19 protein-coding genes are annotated in these 16,902 nt (G+C 64.1%); 8 read left to right on the top strand and 11 right to left on the bottom strand.

What is annotated here, in order from left to right; translation table 11 throughout:
• Positions 1-12 precede the first annotated feature (12 nt).
• From RVF83_RS17630 to RVF83_RS17620, 3 genes are read left to right on the top strand one after another with little or no spacing between them, the layout of a single operon-like run.
• The gene (locus tag RVF83_RS17630) at positions 13-1,245 is read left to right on the top strand and encodes an amidohydrolase family protein (protein ID WP_005199550.1); all 1,233 of its coding nucleotides are present in this window, start codon (positions 13-15) and stop codon (positions 1,243-1,245) included.
• 11 nt (positions 1,246-1,256) lie between these two features.
• On the top strand, positions 1,257-1,463 hold the full coding sequence (locus RVF83_RS17625) for a hypothetical protein (RefSeq protein ID WP_005199549.1): 207 nt from the start codon (positions 1,257-1,259) through the stop codon (positions 1,461-1,463).
• Positions 1,460-2,260 (top strand): SDR family NAD(P)-dependent oxidoreductase, encoded by an 801-nt coding sequence (locus RVF83_RS17620; protein WP_005199548.1) that lies wholly within the window; start codon positions 1,460-1,462, stop codon positions 2,258-2,260. The genes RVF83_RS17625 and RVF83_RS17620 overlap by 4 nt, the downstream gene beginning before the upstream one ends.
• Positions 2,261-2,270: 10 nt before the next feature.
• Here the strand turns inward: RVF83_RS17620 and RVF83_RS17615 are convergent, their stop codons facing one another.
• A complete protein-coding gene (locus RVF83_RS17615) occupies positions 2,271-2,873 on the bottom strand; it encodes a cysteine hydrolase family protein (protein ID WP_005199547.1) in 603 nt (200 codons plus the stop codon).
• Between the two features lie 147 nt (positions 2,874-3,020).
• Here RVF83_RS17615 and RVF83_RS17610 point away from each other — a divergent pair, with 147 nt between their 5' ends.
• The 5 genes from RVF83_RS17610 to RVF83_RS17590 are packed head-to-tail and all read left to right on the top strand — an operon-like array spanning position 3,021 to position 7,329.
• Positions 3,021-4,286: a cytochrome P450 gene (locus RVF83_RS17610; protein ID WP_005199546.1), complete on the top strand. Its 1,266-nt coding sequence runs from the start codon at positions 3,021-3,023 to the stop codon at positions 4,284-4,286.
• Entirely contained in the window at positions 4,283-5,104 is an 822-nt protein-coding gene (locus RVF83_RS17605) for an enoyl-CoA hydratase/isomerase family protein (RefSeq protein ID WP_039880734.1), read from the top strand. The genes RVF83_RS17610 and RVF83_RS17605 overlap by 4 nt, the downstream gene beginning before the upstream one ends.
• A 2-nt stretch (positions 5,105-5,106) precedes the next feature.
• Positions 5,107-5,547 (top strand): Zn-ribbon domain-containing OB-fold protein, encoded by a 441-nt coding sequence (locus RVF83_RS17600; RefSeq protein WP_005199544.1) that lies wholly within the window; start codon positions 5,107-5,109, stop codon positions 5,545-5,547.
• A gap of 43 nt (positions 5,548-5,590) precedes the next feature.
• Positions 5,591-6,514, top strand: a complete 924-nt coding sequence (locus tag RVF83_RS17595) for an SDR family NAD(P)-dependent oxidoreductase (protein ID WP_005199543.1) — start codon at positions 5,591-5,593, stop codon at positions 6,512-6,514.
• Between the two features lie 5 nt (positions 6,515-6,519).
• Positions 6,520-7,329, top strand: a complete 810-nt coding sequence (locus RVF83_RS17590) for an enoyl-CoA hydratase/isomerase family protein (protein ID WP_005199542.1) — start codon at positions 6,520-6,522, stop codon at positions 7,327-7,329.
• A gap of 25 nt (positions 7,330-7,354) precedes the next feature.
• Here the strand turns inward: RVF83_RS17590 and RVF83_RS17585 are convergent, their stop codons facing one another.
• The 10 genes from RVF83_RS17585 to RVF83_RS17540 form a co-directional block, all read right to left on the bottom strand.
• The gene (locus RVF83_RS17585; RefSeq protein ID WP_039880733.1) at positions 7,355-8,323 is read right to left on the bottom strand and encodes an NADPH:quinone oxidoreductase family protein; all 969 of its coding nucleotides are present in this window, start codon (positions 8,321-8,323) and stop codon (positions 7,355-7,357) included.
• Positions 8,324-8,329: 6 nt separating this feature from the next.
• Positions 8,330-8,947, bottom strand: a complete 618-nt coding sequence (locus RVF83_RS17580; RefSeq protein ID WP_005199540.1) for a TetR/AcrR family transcriptional regulator — start codon at positions 8,945-8,947, stop codon at positions 8,330-8,332.
• A 45-nt stretch (positions 8,948-8,992) separates the two neighbouring features.
• Positions 8,993-10,312, bottom strand: coding sequence for an acyl-CoA dehydrogenase family protein (locus RVF83_RS17575; RefSeq protein WP_005199539.1), 1,320 nt, complete (start codon positions 10,310-10,312; stop codon positions 8,993-8,995).
• A gap of 22 nt (positions 10,313-10,334) precedes the next feature.
• Complete coding sequence (locus RVF83_RS17570) at positions 10,335-11,096, bottom strand: SDR family NAD(P)-dependent oxidoreductase (RefSeq protein WP_005199538.1); 762 nt, start codon at positions 11,094-11,096, stop codon at positions 10,335-10,337.
• Between the two features lies 1 nt (position 11,097).
• Positions 11,098-11,982, bottom strand: a complete 885-nt coding sequence (locus RVF83_RS17565) for a phosphotransferase family protein (RefSeq protein WP_005199537.1) — start codon at positions 11,980-11,982, stop codon at positions 11,098-11,100.
• Between the two features lie 254 nt (positions 11,983-12,236).
• Positions 12,237-12,431, bottom strand: a complete 195-nt coding sequence (locus RVF83_RS17560; protein ID WP_005199536.1) for a ferredoxin — start codon at positions 12,429-12,431, stop codon at positions 12,237-12,239.
• A 28-nt stretch (positions 12,432-12,459) separates the two neighbouring features.
• Complete coding sequence (locus tag RVF83_RS17555; protein WP_005199535.1) at positions 12,460-13,176, bottom strand: tyrosine-protein phosphatase; 717 nt, start codon at positions 13,174-13,176, stop codon at positions 12,460-12,462.
• Complete coding sequence (locus tag RVF83_RS17550; RefSeq protein WP_005199534.1) at positions 13,173-14,681, bottom strand: class I adenylate-forming enzyme family protein; 1,509 nt, start codon at positions 14,679-14,681, stop codon at positions 13,173-13,175. Before RVF83_RS17550 ends, RVF83_RS17555 begins: the two co-directional genes overlap by 4 nt.
• Positions 14,682-14,716: 35 nt before the next feature.
• Complete coding sequence (locus RVF83_RS17545) at positions 14,717-15,868, bottom strand: acetyl-CoA acetyltransferase (RefSeq protein ID WP_005199533.1); 1,152 nt, start codon at positions 15,866-15,868, stop codon at positions 14,717-14,719.
• Positions 15,865-16,893, bottom strand: coding sequence for an acyl-CoA dehydrogenase family protein (locus RVF83_RS17540; RefSeq protein ID WP_005199532.1), 1,029 nt, complete (start codon positions 16,891-16,893; stop codon positions 15,865-15,867). The genes RVF83_RS17545 and RVF83_RS17540 overlap by 4 nt, the downstream gene beginning before the upstream one ends.
• Positions 16,894-16,902 lie beyond the last annotated feature (9 nt).

Here is a 16,902-nt window from a genome sequence, read left to right as displayed (position 1 = left end):
GCAGGAGGCGTCGTGCCGCTCCAGGATTACATGCACTTGATTTCCGTCGATGATCACTTGATCGAGCCACCGAATGTCTGGTCCGATCGGCTGCCGCGGAAGTTCCTCGACCAGGGGCCGCGGATCATCGAGATGGACATGAGTCAACAGCACGGGGACGAGGGCCTGTCGGCAGTTCTGCTCGACGCCGCGCGCGGCGAGGGTGGCCGTGCCGCGCAGAAGAAGCTCGCTGAGGTGTGGACCTACGAGGGCCGTATCTATCCGAACATCGGTCTGAACGCGGTTGCGGGCAAGAAGCCGCAGGAGTACGGCATGGATCCCACTCGCTATTCGGATATGTTGCCCGGCTGTTATGACGCCAAGGCCCGAGTTGCCGACATGGACATCGATGGTGTGCAGGCGGCGCTGTGCTTTCCGTCGTTTCCCCGTTTCGCCGGCACGGTATTCCTCGAGGGCGAGGACAAAGAGCTCGCTCTGTTGTCGGTCCAGGCCTGGAATGATTTTCACCTCGACGAGTGGGCGGCGACCGCTCCGGACCGGTTCATCCCGCTGATCATCCTCCCACTGTGGGACCCCGAGGCCGCCGCGGTCGAGATCTACCGCTGTGCCGCAAAGGGCGCGAAGGCCATCACCTTTCCGGAAAACACGGTTTCGCTGGGCCTTCCGTCGTTCTACACCGACTTCTGGGACCCGGTGTTCCGCGCGGCCGAAGAAACCAAGATGCCGCTGTGCATGCACTTCGGGTCGTCGGGACGGGCGCCGATCACCTCGCCCGAGGCCCCGATGGCGGTGATGATCGCACTCTTCGGTACCAATTCGATGTACGCCACCGCCGATCTGCTCTTCTCGCCGGTCTTCTACAAGTTCCCGAACCTGAAGGTCGCGTTGTCCGAAGGAGGGATCGGTTGGATGCCGTACCTGCTCGAGCGCATCGACCTGACGTGGGAGAAGCACCGTTGGTACCAGAACGTCAACAAGGAGGTTCGCCCCTCTGATCTGTTCCGTTCCAACATCTATGGTTGCTTCATCGACGACCATGAAGGTGTGGCGCGGCGCCACAAGGTCGGCATCGACAACATCACGTGGGAATGCGATTACCCCCATTCGGATTCCAACTGGCCCAACAGTCGGCGCTACACCGAAAAGTTGCTGGCGCAAGTGCCGGACGACGAGGCTCACAAGATCGTGGAACTCAATGCGCGCACGTTGTACAACTTCCCGCGCGTCGAGGCCTCGGCACAGTGAGGACCGTCGACGTGGCCGAGCACAAGGACATCGATGCAGCAGACTGGGTGGACCAGGACCTGCTCACCCGCGAAGAGTCCCGGGGCCGTCTCGATGACGAGATCGAGTTCGAGCGGAACAAGCTGAACAAGCTCGAATCTGATTCGGGAAGTGCAGATTCGATCACCATGGCGAGGAGACGGTTGGTGGCAATGCAGAACCTGAGGGATTCCCTGTGAGCGGCCAGGGGTCGCGCCTGCAGGGCAAGGTCGCATTGGTGTCCGGTTCGACCCGGGGCATCGGCCGATCGATCGCTCAGCACTTTGCCGCCGAGGGTGCCCAGGTTGCCGTCACCGGGCGGACGGTGGAACGCGGCAACAAGGTCGTCCAGTTCATCCGCGATGCCGGCGGTGAGGCCGAGTTCTTTCCACTCGACGTCACTTCCGAGGACAGTGTTCGATCGACCATCGATGCGGTGGTGGCCCGGTTCGGCGGTCTCTCGACCCTCGTCAACAACGCGGCACCTACCGACGTGGTCGCCACGACGGTGAAACCGCTGCACGAGTACACCACCGCAGAGTGGGATTCGATCCTGACCGGAACTCTGACCGGAAATGTGTTCTGGGCATCGAAGTATGCCTGGCCACATCTGATTTCGGCAGAAGGTGCCTCGATCGTGAACATCTCCTCGGGACAGGCGATCGCGGGGTTCAAAGGATTCGGTGCATACGGCGCCGCCAAGTCGGCGGTCGCGAGTTTGACAAGGTCGCTGGCGGTCGAGGGGGGCCCGGACGGTATCCGGGCCAACTGCATCCTGGTGGGCCGTGTGGTCTCCGGGCGTGGGGATTCCGGTCATCACACCGGTGGTGGCCGTCTCACCCGGATCGGGAATCCGATGGACATCGCTTATGCGGCGACCTATCTCGCGTCCGATGAGGCCGAGTTCGCCACAGGTTCGATGGTCACGGTCGACGGCGGGTTCTCGATCAACGGAGACGCCGTCTCCGATGCGGAAGCGGCGCTCGCGATCAGCTGATCTGCAAACATCACCCCGGCAGCCGCCCGATGACGTCGGCTGCCGGGGTGATTCGCGTGAGCATCGCGAGGAGGTTGTCGACCATGTACCGGTGATCCTCGGCGGTGGTACCTGCGGTGCAATCCTCCGCGAGGACCACGTCGTAGCCCCTGTTCACAGCCTCGAGTGCGAGTCCGGGCAACGCGACGTTGGTGGAGATCCCGGCAACGACCAGAGTCCGAACGCGCTGCAGCCTCAGCATCGCGTCCAGATCCGTGCCGTAGAACGCGGTCAGGCCGGTCGCCCGAGAGCTCACCAGATCAGTGGGTTCAGGGCCCAGTTCGGCGGGGATCTGCACATCGCGGGTGCCCTCGACCATCATGCGTTCCTCGATCGCCATCTTGCCGAGATACGAGTTGGGCAGCATGCCCTTCTGGTCCGCGCGATGAACGATGGTGCAGTGCACCACCGGAAGCGAGCGTGACCGGAAGGCGCGGGCGAGTTCAGCGGTGCGTTCGATCAGGCCGCGGCCCGCGGCCTGTGCGGCAAGTCCGGAGAAAGCCCCCGGTGGCGGGTCCAGAAGACCTTGCTGACATTCACTGATCACCAGCGCGGGCGCCTCGTAGGCTGTCATCGTTCCTCCTCGACTACAAGTGACGTTTGAGCCAGTTATGTTCTGACGGCGTGCCATCCGAAGCAACAAAGATGCAGTTCAGCGTGGTTGCCAAATAGTGACACCAATGCCAGAATGGGTCCAGCATATCTATCAGAGGCGGTGCACATGATCGAAACCGACGAGATCGCGTCGACCCCGTTACACGAGCTTTCCTGGTGGCAACAGTCGCCGGCCGAACGAGACGCGGCCTTTGCGGCGCTGCGCCGTGATCGGCCGCGAATGTTCGTGCCGCTTGAATCGACAACGGACGGACGGCGACCCAAGGGATTCTGGGCTCTGACGACCTACGAGGACATCCTCGAGGTCAGCCGAAGGCCGGAGGACTTCTCGTCAGGAATCGGTGGAACACAGATCTTTGATCAGCCGGCCGAACTGCGCGAGTACCGTGGCTCGATCATCGACATGGACAACCCTGAGCATGCGAGACTGCGCAAGATCGTCTCGCGCGGTTTCACGGCGCGAAATCTCTCGGGACTGCGTGACGAGATCGAGGAGACGGTCAGTGAGATCCTCGATGAGATGTCCGACACCGGCGAGTGTGACTTCGTCGAAGAGTTCGCGTCATTGCTGCCGCTGCGCATCATCGACAATCTGCTCGGGATCCCTCGTGAGCATGAGAAGTTCATCCTCGAAGCGACGAACATCATCCTGGGTGCGTCCGATGCCGAGTACATCGCGGACCAGTCCGCGAGTGGCATCGGGAAGGCCGTCACCGCCGCCAGCCAGGCACTCATCGCGTTGCTCAACGATCTCGCCGAAGATCGAATCGCCAACCCGCAGGACGACCTGATCACCAAACTCGTTGCGGCAGACGATGAGAATCTGACGCCGCAGGAGATGGCGAAGTTCTTCATCTTGCTGGTCGGAGCCGGCAACGAGACCACCAGGAATGTGATTTCCCACGGTTTGCACGTCCTGACCCAGCATCCTGATCAGCGTGACCGTTGGTTGGCGGACTATGAGGAATATGCGAGCACGGCCATCGAGGAGATGCTGCGCTGGGCCACTCCGGTGATCCACTTTCGGCGTACGGTGACCCGCGACGGTGTGATGCTGGGCGACCTCGAACTGTTCGAAGGCGACAAGGTCGTGATGTGGTACACGTCGGCCAACCGCGACGACACGATCTTCGAGAATCCCGAAGAGTTCGACATCGCTCGGGATCCCAACCCGCATGTGGCCTTCGGCGGGGCCGGTGCGCACTTCTGCCTGGGAGCCCACCTCGCCCGGCTCGAACTCGACGTCGCGTTCCGGATGCTGTTCGAGCGTTACCCGGATATCCGCTCGGTCGGGGAGCCGGTGCCTTTGCGCTCCAATTTCCTCAACGGGATCAAACATCTCCGTGCTGAATACACCCCGGGGACAAAATGACAGAGCTGGACATGCGGGTCGACGAGGACGCCGTGCAGAGCGAGCTGACCGAGGGCGTTCTGACGATCCATTTGAATCGTCCCCAGGCGGCCAACGCCATTCGGCCCGCTGACCGAGACACCCTCATCGAACTATTCCTCGAGGCGAGCACCGACCACGAGGTGCGCGTCGTAGTGCTCCGAGGCCGTGGCAAGCAGTTCTGTGCCGGTGCCGATGTGGTGAAACTCGCCGACGGACATGCCAACAACGTGAAACGGACCACCGGCCCGATGAAGACCATCATGGGCGGTGCGCAGCGTCTTGTCGCATCGGTGCTCGACTGCAGCAAGCCGGTGGTCACGGTCGTCCAGGGTGCGGCCGCCGGTGTCGGCGCTCATCTCGCGTACGCGTCGGATCTGGTTGTTGCGACCGAGAACGCCTACTTTGCAGAGTCATTCGTCAAGCGCGGGTTGGTGGTCGACGGCGGGGGCGCATACCTGCTGCCACGTCGGATCGGTATGCAGAAGGCCAAGGAGATGGCCTTCTTCGGAGACAAGCTGCCGGCAAGCGAAGCGTTCGGTCTCGGTCTGGTGAACAAGGTCGTGGCCGCCGACGAACTCGACGCGGCGGTTGGTGAGTACGTTCGGCGCCTCGCTGCCGCGCCGACCAGCGCTATCGGTCTGACCAAACGGCTCTTCAACGAGTCGCCCGACGTCGACCGGGCCGGTTCCTTTGTCACCGAGGCGATGGCCCAGGAGATCCAGTCGTACTCACACGATGCCCGTGAGGGCGTGCAGGCCTTCGTTCAGAAGCGACCCGCCGAGTTTGTGGGGTGGTGACGATGGCGGCACAAACGGACTCGACGCCGAACACTCCGGCGAAACCGCGCGCCGACATCCCGACGGTCGAGACTGCGACCACGGCGTACTGGGATGCCGCCAACGACGGCACGCTGCTCATCGCCCGCTGCGATGACTGCGGAAAGGTGCATCACTACCCACGGCCCTTCTGCCCGTCGTGTTGGAGCGAGAACGTGACGAGCATCGAAGCCAGCGGTCGTGGCACGTTGTACACATATTCGACGGTGTACGTGAACGATCTGCATCCGTTCAAGGAGCGGTTGCCCTACATCGCGGCCATCGTCGAACTCGACGAGGGTCCGAGGCTGATGACGAACATGGAGGATTGTGAACCCACCGACCTCCACGTCGGAATGCCGGTGACCGTCGGATTCCGGCCCATCACAGACGAACTCACTGCCACGATCTTCCGGCCGGCCTGACACTGCCGGCCACTCACACAATTCACGAGGGAGTACACCACTAATGAGCGGATTGCTGGACGGCAAGGTCGCGCTGGTCACCGGTTCCGGGCACGGCATCGGACGAGGTCACGCGTTGGAGCTCGCGAAACACGGTGCCACGGTGATCGTCAACGATCTGGGTACCTCGCTCGATGGCCAGGGCACCGGCAAGGTCGCCGACGAGGTTGTCCAGATCATTGAAGACCGTGGCGGCAAGGCGATCTCGGACTTCAGTGACGTCGGTGACGAAGAGTCCGTCGACCTGCTGGTCGAACGCGCATACTCCCAGTTGGGCCGGCTGGACATCGTGGTCAACAACGCAGGTATTGTCCGCGATCGGGCCATCTGGAACATGGGTGTCGACGACTTCGATCTCGTGATGCGAGTGCATGTGCGCGGTAGCTGGCTGACCAGCCGTGCCGTGGCCCGCAAGTGGCGTGAAGAATCCAAGGAGACAGGCGATAAGGTCTACGGCCGGATCATCAATACCACCTCGGGTGCCGGTCTTCAGGGACACTTCGGGCAGACAAACTACAGCGCGGCCAAGGCGGCGATCGTCGGACTGACACAAACGCTGAGCCTCGAACTGGCTTCGATCGGTGCCACGGTGAACGCGATCAGCCCCGGCGGGCGCACCCGGATGTCGGCCACGATGGCCGGCGCCGCGGCGCCCATCGAACCGGACGAGCGATCCGAGGACGAGTTCGACCCCAAGGATCCGTCGCTCGGATCGCCGGTCGTCGCCTGGCTCGCCAGCCCGGAGGCGGGTCACGTCAGCGGCCAGGTGATCAAGGCGCTCGGTGAGAACATCCAGTGGCTCAAGGGCTGGACTCCCATCAGCGCTGTCTCCAACGGTGGAAAGCGTTGGGATGCAAACAAACTTGGCACCATCATGGGTGTCGACGTGTTCGGTACCCGCGCCTCGGGTCTGCGGCTGGGCGGGTAGCCCGCGTGGCATCGCCGAGTCCACCTGCGGGTGACTGGCTGGGTACGCCGTTCCTCAGGCTGGACCGTGCGGGACCCTTCGCCGTGGTGACGGTGGATCGCCCCGATGCCCGGAACGCGCTGAGTCCGGCCATGTACTTCGGGCTGCGATATGCCATCGCGCATTGCGAGTCGGATCCGGATATTCACGGACTCATCCTGACGGGAACCGGAGATGTGTTCATCCCTGGCGGCGACCTGGGACGTACCGGTGTCGATGACTGGATGGACATGGGGCACCTGGGGATGGATGCCACCCCGTTCGATTCGTTGCGTGTCACCGCGCTACCGGTGATCGCTGCGGTGAACGGCATCTGTCAGGGCGGCGGATTCATGATCACGCTCTGCAGCGACGTCTCCGTGGTGAGTGAGCGTGCCACATTCCGGGTGCCCGAACTGTTCCGCGGCATCAGTGACACCTACTACGCGCAGATCCTGGCACGCACGATCGGGCCGGTCCGTACTCGCGACCTGATGTTCACCGGACGTGTGCTGAGCGCCGCGGAAGCGCTCGACTGGGGTCTGGTGACGCGGGTGGTTCCGCACGAGGAGCTGATGGGCAGCGCGACCGAGCTCCTGGCCGAGATCTGTCGGACCGCGCCCGCCGCCCGCCTCGACATCAAGAAGAGCCTCGACCACTACCTCGGCCTGTTCGATCGGATAGCCATGCGGCAGAGCCAAGCCGGTGTTGAAGCCATCGAGGGATTCGCGGCGTTCAAAGAGCGACGCAACCCGCGGTGGGTTCCCGCGTCGCTGCGGACCGAAGGCCGACTCTAGAACATTGACTGTGTCGCGGGCAGCGTCAGGGGCGGATGATGATCTTGCCGAGGGCCTGGCGGTCGGCCACGCGCCGCAGCGCCTTGGTGGTCTCGGCGAGTGGGTGGACACTGTCGACGTATGGCGCCAGTACGCCGTCGGAGAGCATCCGGTGAAGCTCCGCCCGGCCCCGCGATTCGGCCATCGGCTGATGCACAGGCATCGTCCCCACATCGACACCGGTGATGGTGATGCCCTTGAGGAGTACCAGATTCAATGGGATTGCCGGTATCTCACCGGACGCGTATCCGACGGTGACGAATGTACCTCCACGACGCAGGGAGCGTAACGCCGACTCTGATGACCTGCCGCCGACCGGATCGATGATGACATGGGCGCCCTGGCCGGTGATCTCCTTGATCCGGCTCCGGAGATCTTCGGTGTGGTAGTCGAGGGCCACCTCGGCCCCGCGCCGGCGGCACAGTGTGAGCTTGTTGTCACCCGACGCTGCGGCGATCACTCGGCCTCCGAGATGATGGGCGAGATCGATGGCGGCCGATCCCACTCCGCCGCCGGCGCCGAGTACGACAACCCACTCGCCCTTGCGGATTGCTGTGGCAGTACACAGGGCGTGGTATGCAGTCGTGTACGCGACGGCGAAACCGGCGGCGGTGTCATCGTCGACCCCATCGGGGATACGCTGTACCCGAGCGGCGGGAACGGTGACATACTCCGCGAACGCACCTGTGGCAACCGTGCCATAGACCCGATCCCCTGCCGCGAAACCACTGTCGATGCTCGATTCGACGACGACTCCTCCGAATTCACTTCCCGGGACGAAAGGCAGTGGCGTCGAACGCTGGTACCGGTTGGCGATGGTGAGTACGTCGGGAAAGTTGACTGCTGCCGACCGCACTGCCACCACAAGTTCGCCGGCCGCCGGTTCTGGATCGGCGAAATCGCCGACCTCGATCACCTCCGGCGGTCCATACTGCCGACAGATCGCTGCTCGCATCGGGTATCAAGCCTGTTCTGTGCCGAGCCCTTTCAGGCAAAAAGTGATGAAGAAGTCGATGTCCTCGGCGCGGGCGGGCTCGTCCAGGGACAACTGCCTACGCATCATTCCCAGTGCAGCGGTGAACACCGTGTCGGTGGCGCGGACGGGGTCGTCGATCACCAGCTGGGAAATGGGACGGTACAGCAGATCACGCAGTGGCTCGGTGACCCGGACGTCCGCCCTTCCCGAGTCGTCGGTGAAGCTCAGCTGGCGGGTCACCGCGCGACTCATGTTCGCCAGTTTCGGGTCACCGACCTGGGCCAGGACACCTCTGATCCATCGGTCGATCTGTGCCGCAGGTTCGGGTTCCTTGGACATCTGGTGATCGAGATACGACGCGACGATACCCACGCCGCGCTCCATCACCGCCAGGATCAGATCGTCCTTTCCCGTGAAGTAGCGGTAGAACGTCTTGTTCGAGGTTCCTGCCTCGGCGACGATGTCGGACACCCGCGGGTCGGCAGGAGTGGTTCGTTCCATCACGGTGGCCGCGGCGACCAGGATCCGCTCGACATCGGCAGCGGCCTGGCGCTGCCGCTTGTCCAGGGCCCGGTCGACCGCCGCGGTTGCACGTGAACTCATACTGCTCCTGCCGACGACTGCGAGCTTCAAGGATATCGCTCGGCGTCACGGCCCGGTCGGGGGTCCGGCAGGCACTGCCGGCACCGCGTCGACCAGGTCGCCGTACTTGATCCGCGCCGCCTCGATCTTGCGTCCGAGGAACTGTGACGGCCACATCGGGTCGTCGGCCTTGTAACGCTTGAGCAGGCCCCTGGCGAGATTCATCTTGTGGACATCGGTCGGTCCGTCGGCCAGTCCCAATGCTATGCCGGTCATCAGCATGTCGACCAGCGGTAGTTGCTCGGTGGCGCCGAGCCCGCCGTGGATCTGAATGGCGCGCAGGGTGATCGACTGGAGCACCTTGGGCGTGAGCACCTTCAGGGCGCCGATGTCGGTGCGAGCGGCATGCTCTCCATGTTCGTCGATGAGCCAGGCGGCATGCAGCACGGCCAGCCGGAACGGCATCAGTTCGGTGTACGAGTCCGCGATCGCAGCCTGCACCAACTGTTTGTCGGCGAGTGATGATCCCTTGGTCTCCCGGCTCAGCGCTCGCTCGGCCATCATGTCGATGGCCTTCTGGGCAACCCCGATCGACCGCATCGCATGGTGCAGCCGGCCGCCGGCCAGCCGTGACTGTGCGACTTCGAATCCGGCACCCTCGGTGCCGAGCATCGCGTCGGCGGGAACCCGCACTCGCTCGTAGCGGACCAGGGAGTGCCCAGGTTCATGCCGATGGGCGCCGAACAAGTGGTGGCTGGCCTCGATGACCACGCCCTCGCTTTCCGCGGGCACCAGGAACGTGGTGGCTCCGCGGTGGACCGGGACGTCGGGATTGGTGATCGCGACGACGATGAAGAAGGATGCCACCGCAGCGTTCGACGACCAGTACTTGCTGCCGGTGATGATCCAGTCGTCTCCGTCGCGTTCGGCTCGTGTGGTGAACACTCCGGGGTCGGCGCCGCCCTGCGGTTCGGTCATCGAGAAGCAGGAGAACACCTCCCCGGCCAACAGTGGTGCCAAGTAGCGGTTTCGCTGGGCCTCGGTCCCGAACCGCGCCAAGATCTCGGCATTTCCGGTGTCGGGTGCCTGAGTGCCGAAAATGATCGGTCCCCAGTCGGTTCGGCCCAGTATCTCGTTGATGAGGGTCAGTTTGACCGCGCCGAAGCCTTGTCCGCCGAGCTCCGGGCCCAGATGTGCGGCCCACAGTCCCTGATCGCGGACGCGTTGCTTGAGCGGGTCGACGATCTTGCGCCGCTCGTCGTCGAGCGGCAGATACTCACATCCGGGGAACAGGGTGTCGAGCGGCTCGACCTCCTGCTGGACGAAAGTCCTTATCCAGTCGAGTTTCTCCTGGAAATCCGGATCGGTGGAAAAATCCCATGCCATGGTGGTGCGCTCCTTGATCGTCTTACGGAATGCCGCCGTCGACCCGGAGGGTCGCGCCGCTCGTGTAGCTGGACGCGTCCGACATCAGATAGAGGGCGGCGCCGATGATTTCGGGTGGATCCCCGGCTCGCTGCAGGGCGTGGGCCTTGGTCGCCTTCTTGGTCGACTCGAGGTCCCAGTGCTTGCTCACGTCGGTGTAGAAAGGTCCGGACATCAGGGTGTTGACCCGTACGGTCGGTCCCAGCGTGAGTGCCAGGCCCTCCGTCAATGCGTTGAGGCCGGCCTTGGCCGCCGCGTAGGGAAGGATCCAGGGCGCCGGCCGAATGGAACCGGTTGAGCTGACATTGATTATGACCCCTCCGCCGGCCTGCTGCATCCGTTCGCCGAACAGAATCGACAGCCGGAAAGGACCTTTCAGATTGAGGTTCACCACCGCATCGAACATCTTCTCGTTGATGTCGGAGGCCGAGTCATAGACAGGTGACATGCCCGCATTGTTGATCAGGACGTCGGCACGGCCGAACCGTTCGTAGACCGCATCGGTGAGCCCGTCGAGTTGATCCCATCGGCCCACGTGGACTGCGAAGGGCATGACACTTCGACCGGTGGCGTCGGCTATTTCCTTCGCAGTGGTGGCGCACGATTCGAAGTCGCGGCTGGCGATGACCACATCTGCGCCGCAATGCGCGGCGCCGAACGCCATCTGGCGTCCGAGGCCGCGGCTGCCGCCGGTGACGACGACAACCTTGCCGGTAAGGTCGAAAAGCGTGTCCGCATAACCCATGTCACACCCCTTCGGTTCGTTCGGTCGTGAGGTCGGCGGCCGTCGCGATCAGATCGAGCACCAGCGGTCCGAAGGTCTCGATCTTCTCGTCCTTGCGATCGCCTTTGACCAGTGCCGCGTAACTCTTCTCCAGGACCACGCCGAGCTTCCAGTTGGCCAGCACGAGGTAATAGTGGATGTCGGCGGTCGAGCGCCCACTGATCTTCTCGTAGTGTGCGATCAACTCCGAGCGCTTCGGCATACCCTCGAGATCGACGTAGAAGTCGGTCTTGGGCGATTCGCCGTCCCAGCCGAGGAGAGCCCAGCCGAGGTCGAGGAGCGGATCGCCGATGGTGGTCATCTCCCAGTCGATGATCGCGGCGAGTTTGGCCGGTGTGCCGTTGTGGAACATGACGTTGGCGAACTGGTAGTCGCCGTGCATGATTCCCGGGGACCACCGTGCGGGACGGTTGGCGCGCAACCAATCCGCCGCGACATCCAGACCCGGAAGTTCCCGGAACCGGTAGTTGCCGAGAAATGCGAGCCAGCGGTCGACCTGGCGTTCGTGGAAGTTCTCCGGCCGGCCGAATCCGGTCAGACCACGGCCCTGCCAGTCGACCTTGGACAGTTGCGCGATGCCGCCGACCAGTTCGAATGCGAGCTCACCGCGGGCGTCGAGGTCGGTGTCGAACGGCGCCGCCCACGAACCGGTCGGGCTCCACCCGTCGATCGACTGCATCATGTAGAACGGCGACCCCAGCACGTCACCGGTCGGTTCGCCGCCGATGAGTTCCGCATGTGGAACCTCAGAACTCTTGAGGGCGGCCAACAGTCGTAGCTCGCGCCGTAAACCGTCGAGTCGCGCATCGTCCGCGCCGGCGGGCGGCATGCGCAAGACGCCGGTCATCCCGTTCCGGGTTACCCGAAAGAGCTCGTTCTGCGAGCCGCCGGTCAGGCGCTCGATCTCTGGCTTCTCTCCGTCGCCGGGTGCCCCGACGTCATCGAGCCATCTGGCCAGCGCGGCCTTGTCCTCAGGGTTTTTAATGCAGAACCTCCAATCGAAAATGTCGATGACTGGAGAATAGCGTTCTCCAGTTTGGAGGTCAAGAGGTTCCCAAAAGGAGGTTCACGTGTGACCGCACATCGCTGCGCGCGTCGGCGTCAATCCTCTATGACCTTGATCGCGCTCATCGGGCATCGAGTTGCGCCGTTGCGGGCGGCGGGCTCCATGCCCTGGGGCACAACGAAATCCGCTTTGGCCGCAAAGCCATCGTCGTCGATGTCGTATAGATCGGGCTCGTGCATCGCACACATTCCGTGTCCTTCGCACTCGTCGAGGGCGATGTGAATCCGCATGGTGATCTCCTAGGGTGTGATGGACTGATCAGGACCCGTCGGGTCGGGTGAGTCGGCGTCGCCAGCTGCGTAGGTCTGTCTCGGTTGCCCCGGCGTCGGTGAACCATCCGTGCACACCGCCGGGCCAGGAGAGGAGATGGCCGATCACCTCGTCGATGGCCTCCGGCGAGGTGGTCAGCCAGCTGCGTGGCAATCGAATCGCGGGAGCGAGCCGGGGGCCCTTCGCCTTCCATCGTCGCCGAAGCAGTTCCATGTTCGCGGTGGTGGCGAGATAGTCTTCTCGGACCGCCGCCGGCTCGACGCCGGCAGCGAGCAGCAGTGCTGCCACCATCACGCCGGTGCGGTCCTTGCCCGCAGTGCAGTGCACGAGGACCGGTCCGGCGGCAGCTGCCGCGATCTGGAGAACGTGCGCGGCTCGACTGGCCTTCGTCTCGAGCGTTGTCAGGTACAGTGCCGTCAGGTCCGGGGGTCGGACGTCGCCGGGTGCGGCCGCGTCGTGGAGGGGTAGCGCGTGCACGACGGTGCCTTTGTCCCAATCGAATCCGGTACGCTCACGCTCTTTCTTCGAGCGCAGGTCCACGACCGTGGATGGCGGCCAGGACGCCACGTGAGTGGGCAGACTGTCGCCGACATGGGGCGCGTCGCTGCGATACAGGACCCCGGATGCGGTCAGTCCGCCTCCGGTCAGCGGGAGGCCGGCGACGTCGCGCAGGTTGACCAGGTGATCGACCTCCGCAGTAGTCATGTGCGTCGTGACGGGGGAAGTGTTTCGGCCAGTTCACGAAGCCGCTTGCGATCCGTTTTCGCCATCGCCGTCTGGGGGATCGTCTCGACCACGACCAGGTGATCTGGAGCCTTGTAGTCGGCCAACAGTGATCGCGTCCAGTCCCGCACTTCGGCGAGCGTTGGTGGCGCAGCTGGGTCGACGGGAACCACAAAGGCGACTCCGATCTCTCCGATCACAGGAGCGGCGTGCCCGACGACCGCGGCTTCCGCAATCGCCGGGTGGCCGGCGATGACCTGTTCGACTTCGACGGGATGCACGTTGAAGCCGCCGCGGATGTACATGTCCCCGGCTCTCCCCACCAGCTTGAGGTTTCCGTCCGTGGTGATCAGGCCGAGGTCACCGGTGACCAGGAACCTCTCGGAATCAAAAGCGGTGGAGGTCAAGTCGGGATCGTGCCAGTACCCGCGCATCACGCAACCGCCCTTGATGCGTACCCGTCCCACCATCCCGGGTGAGAGCACGATCCCATTGCTGTCGACGACCTCGACGGTCATTCCGTACTGAGGACGACCGACCGTGCGGAACTGGACCTCGGGCGGATCGTCGGGTTCGGTTCCACAGACCGTCGGCGACTCGGTCATCGCGTACCGGACCACCAGCGGTACGCCGATCAGGTCGGCGGTGCGCCGAACCAGGTCGGGTGAGGCCGGAGCGGTGGCGACCACACCGACCCGGAGTTCGGGGAAGGAACGGCGATCGAGGCCGGGCAGTTCGAGCAGCTTGGCCCACTGGGTGGGTACCCCGCCGCCGACGGTGACGCGCTCGTCGATGAGCGTGCGCGCCATCCCGGTCGCTGTCCACGGCGCAGGCGGGATGACGATCGCTGTGCCCCAGAGTAATTGGTCCCAGAGCTTCGACATGTAGCCGGCGTGTGAGAAGGGGGTGGAGGTCATCCGCCGGTCGTATGCCGCACTCATTATGCCTGCGGCCTGTGCAGACGCGGCGAGATTGTCGGCGTCGAACCAGGCGCCCTTGGGTAGCCCGGTGGTGCCACTGCTGAAGATGATCGCGACGGGGTCGCGACGGTCGACGTCGACGGTCGGAAGGTCGTTGACCTCGTGGTACGAGGACCGTAACTCGTCGATGCACACAGTCAGGCGCTGCGCAGTCGATTCCGGCGGGAGCTGGGAAGGTCCGTGCACCACCAGGGCGGGCGATGAAGTGTTCAGGATGGATGTGGTCTCGGTCGGACCGAGTCGCGGGTTCACTCCGGTCGTGACGGCGCCCAGCATGGCCGCGGCCGCGTAACAGATGGCGTAGTCGATTCCCGAGGGGAGCATGAGCGTCACCACATCGCCTTTGCCGACTCCGGCGCCGGCGAAGTGGCCGGCGACGGACCGGGCGTGTGACACCCACTGAGCAAACGAGATCCGCGAGCCGGGTTCGACGTACGCGTCCCGGTCACCGTGCACGCGGGCGGCTGCGTCCAGTAGTTCGCGCGTGTTCGCGAATGTGTCGGCCAAGGGTGGTCGGATCGTGCCCGACCGCGGCCGGGGTGTCACGGCTTCTCCGAGCCGAGCAGCACCGTCCCGCTCGAGCAGAACCAGCCGCCGGTCCCGCTGACACACGCGATCCTTGCATCCGAAACCTGGCGCGGGCCGCACTCACCGCGCAGTTGCCGCGCTGCTTCGACGAGGAGGAAGAGTCCACGCTGGCCGGGGTGACACGCCGACAGTCCGCCTCCGTCGGTATTGGTCGGCAGCTCGCCTCCGAGCCGAAGACTCTGCTTGGCGACAAATGCCCCTCCCTCGCCTTTCTCGCAGAAACCGAGGTCCTCGATGGTCAACAGCAGCATGTAGGTGAACGCGTCGTAGATCTCGGCTACATCCACATCGGACGGTTTCAGACCGGCCCGCTCGAACGCGAGAGGGCCGGTGATCGCGGCGGGCCCCACCGTCATGTCATCCCACTGACTGGTCAGCATGTGGGAGGTGGCGTCGGCCGAGCCGAGCACCCATACCGGCGGCGACTTGAGATCGGGCACTCGGTCCTCGGCCACGAGGATCACCGCCGCCCCGCCGTCCGAGCGGATGCAGCAGTGCAACTTGGTGAATGGGTCGGCGATCATCGGGCCGGAGACGACATCATCGATCGTGATCGGATCCCGGTACATCGCTTCGGGATTGTCTGCGGCATTGAATCTGGCCGACACCGCGACCTCGGCCAACTGCTCGATCGTTGTCCCATACTGGTGCATGTGTCGGCGGGCGGCCATGGCGTACTTCGAGATGAGGGTGTGCCCATAGGGGGCATCCCACTGCAGGGGGCCACGTGCACCCCAGTTGATGTTGGCGCCGCGCAATCCCTTTCGGATGTCGGCGCGTGCCGTGGATCCGTACGTGAGCAGGACCACGTCGGCATGACCCGCGGCGATCGCATCGGTGGCATGGGAGACCATCACCTCCCACGAGGCGCCACCGACAGAGGTCGAGTCGATCCACCTCGGCTTGATGCCGAGGTACTCGCCGACATCGGTGGGGGGCAGCGTGCCCTGACTCGTCGATGCGAGACCGTCGATGTCGGAAGGTGTCAGTCCTGTCTGAGCCAAGGCCCGCCGACTGGCCTGCGCCATCAGTTCATAGGCATTTTTGTCGTCCACCTTGCCCACATCGGACAGCGCGACCCCGGCGATGGCAACCTTGCGACTCACTGGGCGGCCTCCAACTCGAGAAGATCGGCGAGAACCTCGGACGCACCGGCGAACAGGTTCTTGTAGACGATGGCCCGCTTGAGATACAGGTGGGCGTCGTGCTCGTAGGTATAACCCATCCCTCCGTGCACCTGAATACTGCCGCTGCCGTTGGACAGGGCAGCCTGACCCGCAACCGTCTTGGCCGCCAGGATCTGGAACTCGGCGTCGGGGCGATCGGCCTTCAGGGCCGCTGCCGCGAAAAGTGTTTGTGCCGAAGCAGATTCGGCACGAACGGCCATGTCGACGACCGCGTGCTTGATCGCCTGGTGGACGCCGATCGGCCGTCCGAATTGTTCGCGTGTCTTGGCGTGTTCGGTGCAGACCTGGGTGATGGCCTCGGCCAGCCCGGCGAGATACGCAGACGCCAGAATCTGTGCCCGGCCCCAGATCCACTCGGTCTCTGCCGGCAGCCACGCGACGACCCGTCCGGACGTCACCGTGGCGGTGGCCAGGCGCGTTGCGGGGTCGACGGATTCGACTGCAGTGATATCACCGAACTCTCCGAGCTCGGCCAGTGCGGCACCGTCTCTGGTCACCAGCAGCGCGTGACTGCTGCCGGCGCAATCCAGCAGATCGAAGGACCCCTTGAAGCCGTCCGAACCGATCTCGCCGTCGCCGCGCAATTCGGCGAGTCCGACCATCGCGGTGCCGGCCGCGATCTGAGCGACGAGCTCGCTCTTGCCGTCGCCGGCCGCGACGCGTGCGGCCAGTGTGGAGGCGAGGAACGGGCCGATGGCCAGATGCTTTGCGAGTTCCATGAAGAGCATGACCTCGTCATCGATGGACTGTCCGGATCCGCCGAATCGCTCATCAAGGGCGAGCGTGAGCAGGCCCAGTTCGGCGCCTTCGCGCCAGACGTCCTTGTCCACCAGTGTGCTCTCATCGCGATGTTCGCGGATCGCGGTGACGGGTGGTCGGGAACTGATGAAGTCCGCGGCTGCCGCGACCAGTTCGAGCTGATCGTCAGAGGGGAGCAGGTTCATGGTGTGCTT

The sequence above is a fragment of the Gordonia rubripertincta genome (assembly GCF_038024875.1).
Taxonomy (GTDB): domain Bacteria; phylum Actinomycetota; class Actinomycetes; order Mycobacteriales; family Mycobacteriaceae; genus Gordonia; species Gordonia rubripertincta.
The sequence above is the reverse complement of the archived record's forward strand: the minus strand, read 5'-3'. Positions and strand labels throughout refer to the sequence as shown.